Origin of the sequence: Sphingorhabdus sp. (genome assembly GCF_044239005.1) — a bacterium.
Classification (GTDB): Bacteria; Pseudomonadota; Alphaproteobacteria; order Sphingomonadales; family Sphingomonadaceae; genus Sphingorhabdus_B.
Genome location: NZ_JBIICH010000046.1, coordinates 1 through 15,366, shown reverse-complemented (window position 1 = coordinate 15,366; position 15,366 = coordinate 1). Strand labels below are relative to the sequence as shown.

At 56.1% G+C, this 15,366-nt stretch carries 15 protein-coding genes; 5 read left to right on the top strand and 10 right to left on the bottom strand.

Going from position 1 to position 15,366, the window contains the following annotated elements:
• Positions 1-91 precede the first annotated feature (91 nt).
• The gene (locus ACILQA_RS05395) at positions 92-1,789 is read right to left on the bottom strand and encodes a class I adenylate-forming enzyme family protein (protein ID WP_395628768.1); all 1,698 of its coding nucleotides are present in this window, start codon (positions 1,787-1,789) and stop codon (positions 92-94) included.
• A 75-nt stretch (positions 1,790-1,864) separates the two neighbouring features.
• Here ACILQA_RS05395 and lgt point away from each other — a divergent pair, with 75 nt between their 5' ends.
• Positions 1,865-2,710, top strand: a complete 846-nt coding sequence (gene lgt / locus ACILQA_RS05390; protein WP_395628767.1) for a prolipoprotein diacylglyceryl transferase — start codon at positions 1,865-1,867, stop codon at positions 2,708-2,710.
• Complete coding sequence (locus ACILQA_RS05385) at positions 2,700-3,761, top strand: class I SAM-dependent methyltransferase (protein ID WP_395628766.1); 1,062 nt, start codon at positions 2,700-2,702, stop codon at positions 3,759-3,761. Before lgt ends, ACILQA_RS05385 begins: the two co-directional genes overlap by 11 nt.
• A gap of 15 nt (positions 3,762-3,776) precedes the next feature.
• On the opposite strand, the gene ACILQA_RS05380 is transcribed toward ACILQA_RS05385, so the two are convergent.
• From ACILQA_RS05380 to ACILQA_RS05365, 4 genes are read right to left on the bottom strand one after another with little or no spacing between them, the layout of a single operon-like run.
• Positions 3,777-4,373, bottom strand: coding sequence for an ABC-type transport auxiliary lipoprotein family protein (locus tag ACILQA_RS05380; protein ID WP_395628765.1), 597 nt, complete (start codon positions 4,371-4,373; stop codon positions 3,777-3,779).
• Positions 4,370-5,350 (bottom strand): MlaD family protein, encoded by a 981-nt coding sequence (locus ACILQA_RS05375; RefSeq protein ID WP_395628764.1) that lies wholly within the window; start codon positions 5,348-5,350, stop codon positions 4,370-4,372. The genes ACILQA_RS05380 and ACILQA_RS05375 overlap by 4 nt, the downstream gene beginning before the upstream one ends.
• 9 nt (positions 5,351-5,359) lie before the next feature.
• Complete coding sequence (locus ACILQA_RS05370) at positions 5,360-6,178, bottom strand: ABC transporter ATP-binding protein (protein ID WP_395628763.1); 819 nt, start codon at positions 6,176-6,178, stop codon at positions 5,360-5,362.
• Positions 6,179-6,181: 3 nt separating this feature from the next.
• A complete protein-coding gene (locus ACILQA_RS05365; protein ID WP_395628769.1) occupies positions 6,182-7,294 on the bottom strand; it encodes an MlaE family lipid ABC transporter permease subunit in 1,113 nt (370 codons plus the stop codon).
• Positions 7,295-7,372: 78 nt separating this feature from the next.
• Here ACILQA_RS05365 and ACILQA_RS05360 point away from each other — a divergent pair, with 78 nt between their 5' ends.
• Positions 7,373-8,071, top strand: coding sequence for an HAD family hydrolase (locus tag ACILQA_RS05360; protein WP_395628762.1), 699 nt, complete (start codon positions 7,373-7,375; stop codon positions 8,069-8,071).
• A 35-nt stretch (positions 8,072-8,106) separates the two neighbouring features.
• Here the strand turns inward: ACILQA_RS05360 and ACILQA_RS05355 are convergent, their stop codons facing one another.
• Both ACILQA_RS05355 and pgeF read right to left on the bottom strand, forming a co-directional pair.
• Positions 8,107-9,396, bottom strand: coding sequence for an MFS transporter (locus ACILQA_RS05355; RefSeq protein WP_395628761.1), 1,290 nt, complete (start codon positions 9,394-9,396; stop codon positions 8,107-8,109).
• The gene (gene pgeF, locus ACILQA_RS05350; protein ID WP_395628760.1) at positions 9,383-10,159 is read right to left on the bottom strand and encodes a peptidoglycan editing factor PgeF; all 777 of its coding nucleotides are present in this window, start codon (positions 10,157-10,159) and stop codon (positions 9,383-9,385) included. Before pgeF ends, ACILQA_RS05355 begins: the two co-directional genes overlap by 14 nt.
• 90 nt (positions 10,160-10,249) lie before the next feature.
• Here pgeF and ACILQA_RS05345 point away from each other — a divergent pair, with 90 nt between their 5' ends.
• Positions 10,250-11,056 carry an SDR family oxidoreductase gene (locus ACILQA_RS05345; protein WP_395628759.1) on the top strand — a complete coding sequence of 269 codons (807 nt, stop codon included), beginning with the start codon at positions 10,250-10,252 and terminating at the stop codon, positions 11,054-11,056.
• A 79-nt stretch (positions 11,057-11,135) separates the two neighbouring features.
• On the opposite strand, the gene ACILQA_RS05340 is transcribed toward ACILQA_RS05345, so the two are convergent.
• Together ACILQA_RS05340 and ACILQA_RS05335 are read right to left on the bottom strand one after the other, a co-directional pair.
• On the bottom strand, positions 11,136-11,993 hold the full coding sequence (locus tag ACILQA_RS05340; RefSeq protein WP_395628758.1) for a DMT family transporter: 858 nt from the start codon (positions 11,991-11,993) through the stop codon (positions 11,136-11,138).
• Between the two features lie 65 nt (positions 11,994-12,058).
• Positions 12,059-13,075: a threonine aldolase family protein gene (locus ACILQA_RS05335; RefSeq protein WP_395628757.1), complete on the bottom strand. Its 1,017-nt coding sequence runs from the start codon at positions 13,073-13,075 to the stop codon at positions 12,059-12,061.
• A 222-nt stretch (positions 13,076-13,297) separates the two neighbouring features.
• On the opposite strand from ACILQA_RS05335, the gene ACILQA_RS05330 reads away from it, so the two are divergent.
• A complete protein-coding gene (locus ACILQA_RS05330) occupies positions 13,298-14,665 on the top strand; it encodes a M24 family metallopeptidase (protein WP_395628756.1) in 1,368 nt (455 codons plus the stop codon).
• 24 nt (positions 14,666-14,689) lie between these two features.
• Here ACILQA_RS05330 and ACILQA_RS05325 read toward each other — a convergent pair.
• The coding region (locus ACILQA_RS05325) for a phosphotransferase family protein (protein ID WP_395628755.1) at positions 14,690-15,366 on the bottom strand (677 nt) is incomplete at its 5' end.

Sequence of the window (15,366 nt, the reverse complement as noted above, 5' to 3'; positions counted from 1 at the left end):
AGTCCTGTCGATAATGTCGCGTTGCTTTATAATCCGGTCGGGCGCTGCAGTCATACAGACACTCTAGGCGCGTTCACGCCCTATGTCAGCATCAAGCAGAAACCTTTGCATTATATTCCCGGCGCAAAGCAACGCGATCTATTTTCTGGGTACCCAGACGCGGCAATGGTTCCGCCACTTGCCAGAAATGGACGGGGATTTTGAATGGTGCTAGCCGCGGTGCGAGGAACGCTTTGAGTTCATCCCCGGTGAGCGTTACCCCATCCTTCGTGTGATAGACGATGCCTGGAACTTCCCCATATTTGTCATCGGCAATGCCAAACACGGATAGCTCGACAATCGAGTCATGTTCGTAAGCAGCGGCTTCGACTTCTGGGCAGCTGATGTTTTCGCCGCCGCGAATGATGATGTCTTTTTTACGGTCTACGATGAACAAATAACCGTCTTCGTCGAGATAGCCGATGTCACCGGTCCGGAAGAATCCGTCAGCGGTAAACGCGTCGCGTGTCGATTGTTCGTTGTTCCAGTAACCGTTGAAATTCGCGATGGTGCGAATGCCGACTTCGCCGCGTTCACCTTGCGGAAGAACATTTCCATCATCATCAAGCATTTGCACTTCGACCAAGGGCTTCGTGGCTGGTCCAGTGCTGGTGGGCTTTTCCAGATAGTTATCGGTGAAATTGCCGCAGCCCACGCCGTTCGTTTCGGTAAGGCCATAACCCAGCAGCGGATAGCCCCAGCTCATTTCCTTACGGATTTTTTTGACATGATCCACGGGGCGTGGCGCTCCACCAGCCGCAAAGGCCGTGCAGCTGGTAAGGTCATATTTGTGACGGTTCGGGTGCGTCGCGAGTTCAATGCTCATCAACGGAACGCCGACGAAATAGCTGATGCGTTCCTTTTCGATGATGCGCATCGCTTCTTCCGCATCCCATTTGGGCATCAATACCAACTTGCGTCCAATGGCGAAGCTTTGCAGAACCAGTGGAATGGAAGCGGTAACGTGAAACAATGGCACGTTGACCAGCGCCGATGGCTGCGCTGGCATGGCCTGACCAGTGGACGAAAGAAGCTCGAAAAAGACGAGGGTCTGGCCCACGTAACTCATCGCGCCCTGAACAACGGCCCGGTGGTCGGATACCGCGCCCTTGGACTGACCCGTCGAACCGGATGTGTACAAGATCGTCGCATTGTCTGTGGGGGCAAGTGCGGGCAGCGGTGTTTCTGCGCCGCCCCCTTTTGATGTCAAGACAGACAGGCCTTCCGTCGGCGCGCCGTCATGACCGAATATCAATAGCTCACAACCACCGATATCATGCCCTGCCAAGCGCGCAGCCCGCTGTTCATCCGCGAGGACATAGCGACAGCCGACCATGCGGATGCCTTCGGCCAATTCGCCACCTTGCCACCAGCCATTAAGCAGGGTCGCAACGCCGCCGGCCATAACGATGGCCATGTAGGCAATAATCCAGTTGGCCGAATTGCGTGCGGCGATCCCGACCCTGTCGCCCTTTTGAAGCTTGTGTCCCTCGACTAAGCCGCCGGCCAGCACGCGCGCTGCGGCATAGGTTTCGCGAAAGCTTAGCCGGATGTCGCCATCTACCAGAAACTCTTTGTCCGCATGCGTGGCGCAAAAGAATGCCAGATAGTCGGCCATGTTGCCGGGCGCTTTCGCCAGCATAGGCAATTGCACTCCAAATTTTTCAACATAGGTCACCGTTAAAGGGCCATCGTTGGTCATAAGACGATTTATGGTAGCGTCGATCGCGAGGTCCAATTGGGACGGCATGTGATTCTCTCCTAAACTCTTTGTGCACCTTCTATTTCCCTCTATAGGATTGTCAAAAGGTCCTGAGGAAATATTGTGTCATTCGAGATTATTTCAACCGCCGCTGGCTATATTCAATTTACCGACCTTGGTGTTGGCCCCGTTGCGCTTGATCTGGGCTTCTTTCAGCTGCGTTGGTATTCCTTGGCCTATCTTGTAGGCATTTTGCTTGGCTACGGCTTTTTGATCAAACTGCTGGCACGGCCGGGCGCGCCGATGTCGCGTGACCATGCAGACGATATCATTTTATATGCGACGCTGGGCATCATATTGGGCGGACGAACGGGTTATATCTTGTTCTATCAGCCATCGATTTTGCAGAACCCGTTAGATGTCTTCAAGCTGTGGGAAGGTGGAATGTCGCTCCATGGCGGCGCGCTTGGAATCATTTTTGCTCTCTGGCTTTTGGCGCGCAAGCATAAGATCTCGTTCCTGCGGGTTTGTGATTATCTCGCATGTTGCGTCCCGTTTGGCCTCTTCTTCGGCCGTTTGGCAAATTTTGTGAATGATGAACTTTGGGGCCGCGTGACGGACGTGCCTTGGGCCATCGTGTTTCCAAATGGTGGCGATTTGCCGCGGCACCCAAGTCAGCTGTATGAAGCTGCGCTCGAAGGTCTATTGATGGCCGCGATTATGTGGCCGTTATTCTGGAAAACAGACGTACGCTATAAACCCGGCTTTCTGTGTGGCATGGCGGCTGTCATCTATGGCCTTTCCCGCTTTACCATCGAATTCTTCCGGGAACCTGACCAGCAGTTACAGTGGTTGGTCGAAGCAAGCGGCCTGAGCATGGGGCAGTGGTTGACCACCCCGATGATTCTAATCGGCCTGTTCCTCTTATTCACGGCAGGGGCTCGCAGGCAGGGTAATAGTGCGGCCTGACACGCAGACGACAAGCCAACGCCTCACACACCGCATTGAAGCGTCTGGTCCCATCAGCGTTGCCGAATATATGCGTGTGGCAAACACCGCATATTATGGCCGCGCGGATCCTTTGGGCGCCGATGGCGACTTCATAACGGCACCTGAGATCAGCCAGATGTTTGGCGAAATGGTCGGGATTTGGCTGAGCGATATCTGGTTGCGGCGTGGCCGTCCTTCGTCATGTTATTATGTCGAACTTGGGCCGGGCAGGGGCACGCTGGCTGCCGATGCGCTTCGGACAATGAAGCGTTTGGGATTTGAACCAGAGGTTCATCTTGTCGAAAATAGCGGAGTTTTGCGAGAAAAGCAGCTGGCGGCTGTCCCCGCTGCTATGTTCCATGATGATGTGGAAACGCTCCCAACCGATGCGCCATTGTTTATCGTCGCTAACGAATTCTTTGATGCGCTGCCCATCGCGCAGATGATTGCCACAAACGCTGGCTGGCACGAGAGAGTTGTCGTCCCCGATCATAGTGCACGGTTTGCCGCAATGCCGGGTCCGCGTTCCACGGACGCCCTAGTTCCTAAACAATTTCGCATGGCGTCGGTTGGAAGTATTTACGAAACGTGCCCGGATGCCGCTTTAGTGATGGACAAGCTTTCCACGCGACTGTCCGGACAGGGCGGGGTTATGTTGACCATTGATTATGGTTATCTCGAACCAGCACTGGGCAGCACGTTGCAGGCGGTGCAAAATCACAAATATGCGGACCCATTTTCGGATCCTGGCCATTGCGATTTGACGGCACATGTCAATTTTCATGCGCTTGCACTCTGCGCACAAAGATCTGGCCTCGATGTTGCGGGGCCATGCAATCAGGGCGCTTGGTTGTCGGGATTGGGCATTGATCAGCGCGCCAAGAGCTTGGTGCAGGCAAATCCTGATCGGGCCTCGGAAATTTCCGCCGCGCGCAGCAGGCTTGTTGCCCGTGAATCCATGGGCGCGTTATTCAAAGTGATGGCGACATATGCAAAGGGCTGGCCCGAACCCGAAGGATTTGCGCGTTAGGTCAAACTGAAGCGCTCAGTTCGCCCATTCGGCAATCTGCAACGCCACCTCATTTGCCGCTTCATTCAACGCTGCCCCAACAGGCGTGGCTTCAACAGCAGCAACGGGTCGGCGGGCTTCAAATCTGCGTTTTTCGGTGGGGTTGCCGCGCGTGATTTTTACCGCGTCAAAGACCACCACGGCTTCATTGGTTGCCGCGTCCACGCCAAATTCCAATAGGCTGCCCGAGATAAAGCGTGCTGCTTTACCGCCAGCATCGACTTCGCTGAGCACCAGATGACCGGTTTTGGACGACACCGTTTCGGACAATAGTTGCTGCATCAACCGGGCTGGCTTGTCGGCCCAAAACGCATCCTTCACATAGGCAATGCTGCTGGCGTTGATCTGGACAGGCACGCGGTTCGTGTCGAGTTTGCGCGGCACCTCCGGCGTTTGTATAACCAAGGCGTCAGTCGCCGATGCCGTTCGGGCTGCGCCTGCAGTCACGCCGTTATCGGCGGTCAGCACGAGCATGGAGGGCGGTGCTTTCGTCTCGAAGCTTACACACGCACCGAGGCTGAGAATGACGGGTAAGGCCAATAAGCGTGCGCTGGATAATTTGCTGAACATCATTTTTGCTTCCTGCTGCCAGGTTGATAATCGGGCAATGCCGGCGCGTTGACGACGCTGCCAATACCACCCTGATCAACCTTGTCGGTGACGGACTTTAAAGAGACAGACAATTCGCGTAGGTCGCGCGCCAATTGCGTAACCTCTGGCAATGTCTGCGTATTTAGCGTTTCAATTGCCGGGTTGGCATTGTTCAACGTCGTTTCCAGCGCAGCCAGACTGCCATTGGCAGAGCGAAGCGTTTTACGCAGTTCAGCCAGCATAGGGCGGCCATCGCTATCAAGCAGCTTGTTGGTGGTGCCCGCCATTTTGGTGATTTCATCTGCGGCAAGGCCTGCCTTTTGCAACGCGATGCGCGATTCTTGAATGGCGGCGCGCAAATCCGGACCTTGTGTAGCCAGCGTGCCCGACAGATTTTCGACATTGTCTAATATCTGCTCAATGGATTGCTGGTTCTTGTCAGACAGAATGTTCGTCAACCGCTCGGTCAACGCCGAAAGCCGCTCCAACAATAACGGCGCATTGTTCAACAATTCCCCCAAGGCCCCTGGCTTTGTGGGGATGACGGGAACGCCGGTGGGACATGCCGATTTCGGGTTGGCTTCTGGACATACCAAGGCAGGTGCGCCCTTGACCGCGCCGTCCAGTTGAATTTCAGAAACGCCGGTAAAGCCCACGCCGTTGATCGTCGCAGTGGTGCCCAGAAGCACGGGTACGCTATCCTTAATGGTGATGCGAACGCGGACAAATTCTGGATCGGGTTCCCACAATTCGATGCTTTGGATTTCGCCAACAGGCACACCAGAGAAGGAGACGCCTGAGCCCTTGGCAAGACCGTTCACCGACTGCTGAAAGAATATGTCATATTCTTTCTTGTCGCCTTCGGCAGCGCGTGACAGCCAAACGGTAAATGCCGCGAGCAAGGCCACAAGAAGAAGCGTGATAGCGCCCACCATCACATAGTTGGATTTGGTCTCCATCTTACTGTCCTATGACCTTCCTGGCTGATGCAATTGCGGTTGTGGGTTGTTGTGTTTGTCATGGCCACGACGTGCTGCCCGCCCGCGTGGTCCGCTGAAATATTCGTTAATCCATGGGTGATCGATGGCTAGCAATTCCTCAATCGCACCGACCGCAATCACCTTTTGGTCGGCGAGTACCGCGACCCGGTCACAAATGGCGTAGAGCGTATCGAGATCGTGGGTAATCAGGAATACGGTGAGGCCGAGGGTTTCTTTCAAATCCCGCGTGAGGTTGTCGAAGTTTGCAGCGCCGATGGGATCGAGGCCAGCCGTTGGCTCATCCAAAAACAGAAGCTCGGGATCCATCGCCAAGGCCCGCGCGAGGCCCGCGCGTTTGCGCATACCGCCGGAAAGCTCGGATGGAAATTTATGAGCGGCATCGGCAGGAAGCCCGCTGAGGTAGATTTTATAATGCGCGATTTCGTCGAGCAACGCCCTGCTGAAATCGGGATAGAATTCGCGCAGCGGGACCTGAACATTTTCGGTCACCGTCAATGTGGAAAACAACGCGCCGCCTTGAAACAATACGCCCCACCGGCGCCGAACGTCACTGGCCTCGTCCTCTTCCTTGCCGATCATGCCTTCGTCGAAAACGCGGATTTTACCGGCGACGGGTTCTTGAAGACCAATGATGGACCGCATCAACACCGACTTGCCCGTGCCCGACCCACCAACAACACCCAGAATCTCGCCGCGGCGCACCTCGAGATTCAAATCCTGGTGAATGACCTGCTCGCCAAAGCTGTTGCACAGGCCTTGCACGGAAATGATGTTGGGCTGGTCCATGGCTTAATTCCAGCCAATTTCGCTAAAGAATATGGCGAAAAATGCATCGAGAACGATGACAAGGAATATAGCCTGCACCACTGCAGCAGTGGTTTTCAATCCGACCTGCTCCGCATTGCCATGCACTTGCATCCCTTGGAAACAGCCTGCCATGGCGATGATTGCGCCAAACACGGGTGCCTTAATCATGCCAATCCAGAAATCGGTCATCGGCGTAACTTCACGCAGCCGCTGCACAAAGGTCGCGGGTGGAATTTCGAGAACGATCCAGCACAAAAGTCCGCCGCCGATAATGGCCATTAACGATGCGAATATGCCCAATAAGGGCATCATCATGACGGCTGCAATGACCCTTGGAACAACCAAGGCTTCTGCTGGCACGACACCTATGGTGCGCATCGCATCAATTTCTTCGGTGATCTTCATGGTGCCGATTTGCGCAGCAAAGGCAGAACCCGACCGACCGGCGACCATGATCGCGGTCATCAAAATTCCCAATTCGCGAAAGGTCAGCCGCCCAATCAGGTTGATGGTGAACACTTCGGCGCCAAATTGCCGCAACTGGACCGCACCTTGCTGTGCAATGACGATACCGATGAGAAAGCTCATCAGGCCAATGATACCCAACGCACGCACACCGACCATGTCAAAATGCTGGACCACGGCATGCCAGCGGAAGCGGCCGGGGTTCATCGCAAGTATGAAACATGCCTTCACAACCTGACCAACAAAGCCCAGAAATTGCAAAAGCGTTGTAAAGCTGATGATGACACTATGGCCCACTTCGGCCAGGAACCGCTCAAATGATGGCGGATGTGGTCGCGGTGGTATATCGGTCTGATCCGCGCCACTGACAGCCTGAAGCAGGCGACTGGCGTCTTTACCTGCACCCACGATTTCGGCGCCCGACGCCTTTGCCGTGCGGTGAACAAGCCACGCGCCAACCGTATCCATATGTTCAACCGCGCTGAGATCGATTTTGCGCACATTGGCCGACACATCGCGCAAGCGGCCGTCGATATCGCCGATCAAAGCTATGGTGAAGCTGCCCGATAAGCGGAGGATTTGCCCGCCATCGGTCAGGTCTTCTTGCAAGAACTCTGCAGCGTTAGCCATAGCCATATAACTGACGTATAAAGGGAAGTATCACAAGCCTCTAGACTTCTTCCATTATATTATGCCTGTAGCAGACCGATGACTGATGCCAAACCAACGCTGCTTGCCATATATGATATGGACAAGACCGTCACGCGACGCGCCACCTATAATGGGTTCCTCCTGCATATGGCGTTTAACAAGTCGCCGTGGCGATTGTTCCTTGCGCCGTTATTGCCGATTGGGCTGGCATTATATGCGCTGAAGCTGTGGGACCGTGCGCGGCTAAAGCAGTTTTCGCAGACATTGCTTATCGGCCACCGCGTTCCCACGGCGCGATTTGCCAAATATCTGGAAAGCCATGCCGACATTGTGGTGGGCAAAAATGTCTATCCGCAGTTGGTTTCCCGTGTGGCTGAGGAAAAGGCAGCGGGCTATCGTCATGTCATGGCAACGGCGTCGTACCGGCTATATGTCGAGGCGATCGCAAAGCGGCTTGGTTTTGATGATGTCATCGCGACGGACCTTGCCACGGACAGCACCGGACATGTTTTGGCCCGCATTGATGGGCATAATTGTTATGACGCGGCGAAACTTGAACGGGTTAAAGGCTGGATGGAAGCCCATGGTCTGTCACGCGAAAATTGCCATATCCGTGCCTATTCGGACCATGTCTCCGATGCCCCGTTGCTCAGCTATGCCGATGAACCTTTCGCCACCAATCCGCACGGGCGGCTTGCCCGCCTTGCGGTGACCAAGGGTTGGCCCATATTGGATTGGCGTGATCCTAAAGCCTAAGCGAAGGCCTGTTCGAAGTGGGATAGCAGCTTGGCTTAATCTTCCTCGATTAAGCTCGTGTCGCGCGTTTCAGGAAGCATCAGATAGGCAATCACCGTCGCGCCGACGCAAATCGCGACATACCAGAAAAATCCCGTTTCGTTGCCCGCACTTTTGAACCACAATGCGACATATTCCAGCGTCCCGGCAAATACGGTGTTCCCGATCGCGTAAGGAAACGCAACGCCCAGAGCGCGGATATGGGCAGGAAACATCTCCGCTTTTACCATTGCATTGTTGGCGGTGTATCCGCCGTGCAGTGTAATCGGGATCAAAATAAGCGCCAACGCGACGATGGGCGAGGTGGCTTGGCCAACCAGCGTATAGATGGGCACAGCGACCAGCGCGACCCCAGCGCCTGCGATGAGCAGCAGCGGTTTTCGCCCAAAGCGGTCGGCCAGCATCCCGGCAATGGGTTGCAGACAGAATGACCAAATCAACACGCCGGCGATAATCAACGTCGCAGTTTGCTTTTCGAAACCTGCGGTGTTGATCAGATATTTCAACATATAGGTGGTGAAAGCATAAGACGCCAGGCCGCCGCCACCCGACATCACCGCAACCAATATGCAGGAACGCTTGTGATCACGCCAAAGCAATTTCAGCGATGAATGTTCGCGTTTCTGGTCAATATTGGTGAATGATTTTGTTTCAGACATCGTCCGACGCAAAAGATAGACGCACAATGCCAGAATGGACCCAATCACGAACGGAATGCGCCAGCCCCAATCGGCCATTTGCGCCTCGCTCAATATCGCCTGTAAGATCAGGGCGACCAAAATGGCGAGCAACTGCCCACCGCTCAGCGTTGCATATTGGAAACTCGACCAAAAGCCGCGCCGCGCCGCCGGGGCCATTTCCGACAAATAGGTGGCACTTGACCCATATTCCCCGCCGACGGACAGCCCTTGGACCATCCGTGCGATGACCAAGATGGTCGGCGCAACAACCCCAGCCTGCGCATAAGTTGGCGCAAAGGCGATGGCGAGCGAACCGCCCGCCATTAACAGAACGGCCAAGGTAAGCCCGGCCTTTCGGCCATGCTTGTCGCCGTAAATACCCATCACCCAGGCACCGATGGGACGCATCAGAAAACCTGCCGCAAAGATGGCAGCTGTGTTGAGCAACTGGGCTGTCAAATCGCCTTCAGGAAAAAATAACGGCGCGAAATAAATGCTGAATGTCGCGTAGGCGAACCAGTCATACCATTCGACCAAATTCCCCGCGGAACCGCCCATTATCGATTTAAAGCGTTGCCGCGTTATGCCCTGTTCAGCCACGATCATTGCTCCATATTCCAATCAACGACATTTGTCCGCCATAGCCCGGTTCACTGCGGTGGCAGCTGCGCCGATAGCTGAAAAAGCGGTCTGGCTGGCTGTAGGTATCCTGCCCCATGCATTCGACCATTGTGATTCCGGCGGCGGCAAGGCGCGCCGCAACATAGCCTTCGATATCGAATTGGTAATGACCGGCTTTGCCATCGCGGAAGAACCGCGCATTTTCGGGGTTGGCATCGGTAAAACGTTCAAAGAAACCTGCATCAACCTCATAGCTTTTTTGTGCGATGCATGGGCCAATCGCGCAGGCTATCCGTTCGCGCTGTGCGCCCAGTGCCTCCATTGCCAATATCGTGTTTTCATTGACGCCTGTGAATGCGCCCTTCCATCCCGAATGTGCTGCACCAACGACACCAGCCTGCCTGTCTGCAAATAACACCGGCACGCAATCCGCGGTCTGGACCGCAAGCAGGATATTCGGCCTATCCGTCACCAGCGCATCGGCCTTGGGCGGATCGTCTTGGTCAATGAGCCCAGTGACGGTGACCACGTCAGGCGAATGGATTTGGTACACCCGCGCCAGTGCGGCGCCGGGCATAACGGCAGCAACCGCGCGCCGCCGGTTTTCGATGACATTGTCGCGCACATCGTCCGAACCAAGGCTGCAGTTCAGCCCTGCATAAATGCCTGCAGAAACACCGCCAACGCGGCCAAGGAACCCGTGCGCAATGTCACCCAGTAATTTTGACTTGATAACGTCGACGGTCACGTGGCGTGGTTCCTCCCTATCTGCTTAATTGCAATTGCGGTGCTTGACGGCAAGCCATTAGATTGCGAACCCATGCCGATGCACCGTCACATGCTCATATTTGGAATGGGGTACACCGCCTCGCGTCTCGCCGACAGCCTTCGTGAAAGCGGTTGGCACGTCACTGGAACACGGCGGATGAGCGGCGGCGATGCGATTGCTTTTGACGATGAAGCGGCGGTCAGTGCCGCAATCGAAAACGCCACGCACATCTTGTCGAGCGTTCCACCCAATGGTGAGGGCGGGGACCCCGTGCTTTTGAAATATGGCGACAGGATTGCACGTAGTGGCGTCGCTTGGATCGGCTATTTGTCCTCAACGGGTGTGTATGGCGACACGGGCGGTGCATGGGTCGACGAGAGCGCGGCTATTGGCGAAGGGCGCCGAACTGCGCGTGCCGATGCCGACCTTGCATGGCAGGCCTTACGCAACGACGTCGCGGTCTTTCGCTTGCCCGGCATCTACGGCCCTGGTCGATCGGCGTTGGAAAGGGTCGAAGATGGCAAGGCGCACCGTATCGACATGCCCGCGCAAATCTTTAGCCGTGTGCATGTGGATGACATTGTTAGCGCCGTCATTGCCGCATTTGATGGGCCCGCTGGCGTGTACAACATCGCCGATGATGAACCGGCGTCGCAAAATGACGTTATCGAATATGCCTGCGATCTTTTGGGGCAGGAATGGCCGCCACTGATGACGTTGGACGGGGCAGGGCTGTCGCCTATGGCGCGTGGTTTCTATGCCGAAAACCGGCGTGTTTCAAATATGAAGGCGAAACGGCTGCTGGGATGGACGCCGGAATATGCCGATTACCGGCAAGGCCTCAGCGCATTATTGGCTGCGCGCGCAATAATATAGAATTGGGCGGCCGGCTCGCGGGGCTGGAAACGGTTTGGAGGGTGCGGGGCAAGGCATTCACCTTACCGCCGTCACTGCCCTAAGCCTTGCGCGTCTGCATTGCGACGACGAGGCCAACCATCACCAATACGCCACCTGCCAGCGCCAATGTCGACCAGACATAGCCTTCGAATATCGTCGATAGGATCATCGCAAAGACCGGAATGACCACGCCCGTGTAAGCAGCCTTGCCGGGGCCAATGTCGCGGATGAGGCGAAAATAAAGCGGGAAGGTTACGACCGAACCGATGATGCTCAGATACAGCACACCGCCGATATATCCGGGACGCATGTCGATGACTGGCGGACCATCCATCACGAATGCAAAAGCCGCATTGGCCAAGCTGGCCCAGAACATTGACCACGCCAATATCGTGATCGTTGGGTATCGCGCAACCTTTGGCGTCACCTGAAGTACATTGGAGACCGATGCCGTAGCAACGGCACATAACACCAGAAACAGCCCAATCAGCGCATCCGTCCCGCCCATAGGGGCAGCGCGGTATTCCTGCAGCATCAACAACCCGACGCCGACGCAGGCAATCGCTGAGCCTAATATGAACGCTCCGCCGATTGACCGTCCAAGCCAATATTTGGCGAGCACCGCATTGGGCACAATCAACAGCGCGAATACCACTGCGACCAATCCCGACGTGATATAATGTTCAGCGGCATAGACAAAATTGTAGTTCATCCCGAATTGCATCACGCCAAGCAGGATTGTCCAACCGACCATTGGCCGATCTATCTTCACCGGCTGGCGCATCACGATGACTAGGATGAACATAGCGATGGCGGCCACAATCATGCGATAGGCCACAGACCAGGTCGGCGGCACTGTGCCCAATTGATCGCGGATGACCAGCCAAGTAGATCCCCAGATGAGCGACGTCACCATAAAGGGTATCCATACCCGCGGCGCCAGAAATCCAGGTTCTACGACGATCTGCCCCCCGGTCGTGCTCATAATGCAGCGATCGCACGGGCCAGCGGGGTGACGTCCGCCTCGGTATGTTGCCAACTGGTGACGAGACGCGCCGCGCCCCAATTTTCGTCGACGACACCCCAGTCGTAAAAGTCAAAACCTTGCGCCCGCAATGCCGCCGCTTCAGCGGGCGTCAGGCGCAAGAATATCTCATTGGCTTGCACTGGATAAAGCAATCGTTCGGCGGCCGCGTCCGCAATGATTTGTGCAGCTGCGTTGGCGGAACGCGCATTGATCAACCACATATCATTTTCCAGCATCGCCAACAATTGCGCTGCAAGGAAGCGGCCCTTTGACTGCAAATGCCCAGCCCGTTTACGCCGATAGCGCGCAGCGTCGGCCATCGCCGGGTCGAAATAGACCAACGCCTCTGCCCCCATGCCGCCATTTTTGACGAAGCCGAAACTCAACACGTCAACGCCGGCGTTCACCGTCACGTCGGCTGGCGCACAGCCCAATGTTGCCACTGCATTGGCAAAACGTGCGCCATCCATATGCAGGCTAAGGCCGCGATCATGGCACAATGCGCCAAGTGCCGCGACTTCGGCAGGGGTGTAGACCATGCCATATTCGGTTGCGTTGGTGATCGACAATGCCGCCGCCTGCACCTGATGCACATCGTTGCGAATGCCGTTCAGACACGCCTCGACCGTTTCAGGCGTCACCTTGGCGCCTTCACCTTCGACCAGCATCAACTTCGCACCAGCGGTGTAGAAACCCGGCGCACCGCATTCATCAACCTCAATATGGGCTTCACGGTGGCAAATGACGCCCTGATGCGGTTGAACAAGCGAGGCAAGCGCGAGGCAATTGGCGCTGGTGCCCGTTGCCACCCACAGCACCGCGACATCGCGGCCGAACACAGCGGAGAATGCGGCATCGAGCCGTGCGCTCCATTGGTCACCATCATATGCGGTATCGACATGGTTGGCATCGGCCATGGCTTGCATGACAGCGGGGTGCACCGGGGCGGCATTGTCAGAGAAGAAACGCATAAGCATCCGCATGGCGGGAAACCCCGCCTGTCGTCAAGCGCTTAGCGGACGTGCGTTGCGCCAATACACAGGTTCAACATGCCGTGGGCACAACTCTTCAGGGCATATCCCGACTTCCTTCATACCTAATGATATCGCCTGCTTTCACATCGAATGACATGTCGGACTTGATCCTTGCATCGCGGCCAGCCAATGTCGGTGCGGAATATGATTGGGGGAAGCATGATGGCAAAGCGCGTGATATCTGGACTGGCTCTGCTTGCGGCCATGATTGGGCCAGCCACTGCAGCAATGTCCGCGCCGATCGTCATGAGCGAGACGGAGGTGCAGGCACCGGCGCTTCCGCCGATATTGAACGCACGCGAAAGGGCCGCGACCGAAAACCGCATTTTAGCCGCGCGGCTGGATACGATCATTCCGGCCATCATGCGCGAACAGGGCGTTGATTTGTGGCTGATGGTGGCGCGCGAATATTTTGAAGAGCCTGTGGTCGCGTCGATGCTGGATGCAGAGAATATGCACGCACGGCGCCGCACAATTCTGATTTTCCACGATCCGGGTAACGGAAAGCCGATCGAGCGTCTGACGGTTAGCCGCTATGGATTGGGCGGTCTGTTCGCGCCAGCGTGGGATCCAAGCAAGCAGCCTGATCAGTGGCAGGCGGTCGCAGACATAATCGCTGCGCGCGATCCGGCCCAAATTGCGATCAACACGTCGGACCTGTATCAATTCGCCGACGGCATGACGCTCAGCCAATATGAAAAATTCACGGGCGCGTTGCCCGCTGCGTTGCGGTCGCGGATCGTCAGCGGCGAAGCACTCGCGATCCGCTGGCTTGAAACGCGGACGCCCGCCGAGATGGAAATTTACCCCAGCGTCCTGCGCACTGCCCATGCGATCATTGCCGAAGCGTTTTCGCGCGCTGTGATTACCCCGGGGGTGACAACGGCGGAGCAGGTGCAATGGTGGTACCGTGATCGGCTGCTTCAGCTGGGCCTCGAACCATGGTTCCATCCTTCGGTCGCGATCCAGCGGGCAGGGGCAAAGGGCATGTTGGAAGGCGACGAGGTCATTCAGCCGGGCGACCTGCTGTGGACAGATTTCGGCATCAATTATCTGCGGCTCAGCACCGATACGCAGCATCTTGCCTATGTCCTGAAACCCGGCGAGCGCGATGCGCCCGCTGGCCTCAGACAGGGGCTGGCGAACAGCAACCGGGTTCAGGATATCCTGAGGCGGCAGTTTGCGGTTGGACGCAGCGGAAATGCCGCCTTGGCATCGGCGCGGGCAGAAGCCGTGGCGGCGGGGCTTGATCCGTCGATTTACACGCACCCGATTGGCTTGCATGGTCATGGCGCCGGGCCGTCCATTGGCTTTTGGGATAACCAGAACGCCGATCCACGTGGTAGCGGCGTGATAAACGCCAACACAGCATGGTCCATCGAACTCACAACCTATGCCGCCGTTCCCGAATGGGCCGGACAACGCGTGGATTTCCGCAGCGAAGAGAATGCTTTTTTTGATGGCAAGACTGTGCGTTTTATCGATGGGCGCCAAACGGAAATCACCCTGATCCCATCAGGGCAGTGATTTGGTCGCAGCTTTCCTGCCGGGCTAGAAATCAAGGGCAATCTCGGCATGGTCGATTGCCATCAAAGCCGACCGCTCTGACATAGCCAGAAACATGGCGTCGCCCCGGTCGGTCTGTTCCACGACCATGGACGCCGTTACACCCATGAGCATTCCCGAAAAAGACGCAAGGCGATAGGCATTCCACTGTTGGGCAAGGTCTGCGAAGGGTATATTGTGCCTATCTAATCCCGTTCGATAACGCGCCAGAAGGCCGTGCTCTTCTACTTTGCGGGTAGCGGCGTCCATCGATGTGCCCAGGTAATAGGCTATGTCGCTTGCACCTTCGCCGACACCAACCGTTTGCCAGTCGACGATAACGATGGGCTGGTCTTTGTCGTCGGCACAGTACAGCATATTATCTGGACGAAAATCATTGTGCGTGAGACAGCGTGGACCGGAACGTGAGTCTAACCATCGTTGGATATTGCCCAAATAACGCTCACCAACGATTTTAATCTCTTTGCTGATCCGGTCGCCATATCGGTCACAAAATGCAGGCCAAAGCATCGCATATAACGTTTCGCTGTCTATTTGGGGCGGAACAGCTTTCGTGCCGCTGAGCCAGTCAAGCGTGTCGAGCGATGGGTCACCCCACCAGGCCGCGTGAATGCCAGCCGCCGCATCCATTGCCCATTCGGCTTCTGCCCGTGTTGGAACCA

What these genes read in the sequence shown, in the direction of transcription:
- ACILQA_RS05395 (WP_395628768.1), bottom strand. Translation starts at nt 1,789, where the DNA reads ATGCCGTCCCAATTGGACCTCGCGATCGACGCTACCATAAATCGTCTT.
- ACILQA_RS05380 (WP_395628765.1), bottom strand. Translation starts at nt 4,373, where the DNA reads ATGATGTTCAGCAAATTATCCAGCGCACGCTTATTGGCCTTACCCGTC.
- ACILQA_RS05375 (WP_395628764.1), bottom strand. Translation starts at nt 5,350, where the DNA reads ATGGAGACCAAATCCAACTATGTGATGGTGGGCGCTATCACGCTTCTT.
- ACILQA_RS05370 (WP_395628763.1), bottom strand. Translation starts at nt 6,178, where the DNA reads ATGGACCAGCCCAACATCATTTCCGTGCAAGGCCTGTGCAACAGCTTT.
- ACILQA_RS05365 (WP_395628769.1), bottom strand. Translation starts at nt 7,294, where the DNA reads ATGGCTAACGCTGCAGAGTTCTTGCAAGAAGACCTGACCGATGGCGGG.
- ACILQA_RS05360 (WP_395628762.1), top strand. Translation starts at nt 7,373, where the DNA reads ATGACTGATGCCAAACCAACGCTGCTTGCCATATATGATATGGACAAG.
- ACILQA_RS05355 (WP_395628761.1), bottom strand. Translation starts at nt 9,396, where the DNA reads ATGATCGTGGCTGAACAGGGCATAACGCGGCAACGCTTTAAATCGATA.
- ACILQA_RS05345 (WP_395628759.1), top strand. Translation starts at nt 10,250, where the DNA reads ATGCTCATATTTGGAATGGGGTACACCGCCTCGCGTCTCGCCGACAGC.
- ACILQA_RS05340 (WP_395628758.1), bottom strand. Translation starts at nt 11,993, where the DNA reads ATGGTGACGTCGCTCATCTGGGGATCTACTTGGCTGGTCATCCGCGAT.
- ACILQA_RS05335 (WP_395628757.1), bottom strand. Translation starts at nt 13,075, where the DNA reads ATGCGTTTCTTCTCTGACAATGCCGCCCCGGTGCACCCCGCTGTCATG.
- ACILQA_RS05330 (WP_395628756.1), top strand. Translation starts at nt 13,298, where the DNA reads ATGATGGCAAAGCGCGTGATATCTGGACTGGCTCTGCTTGCGGCCATG.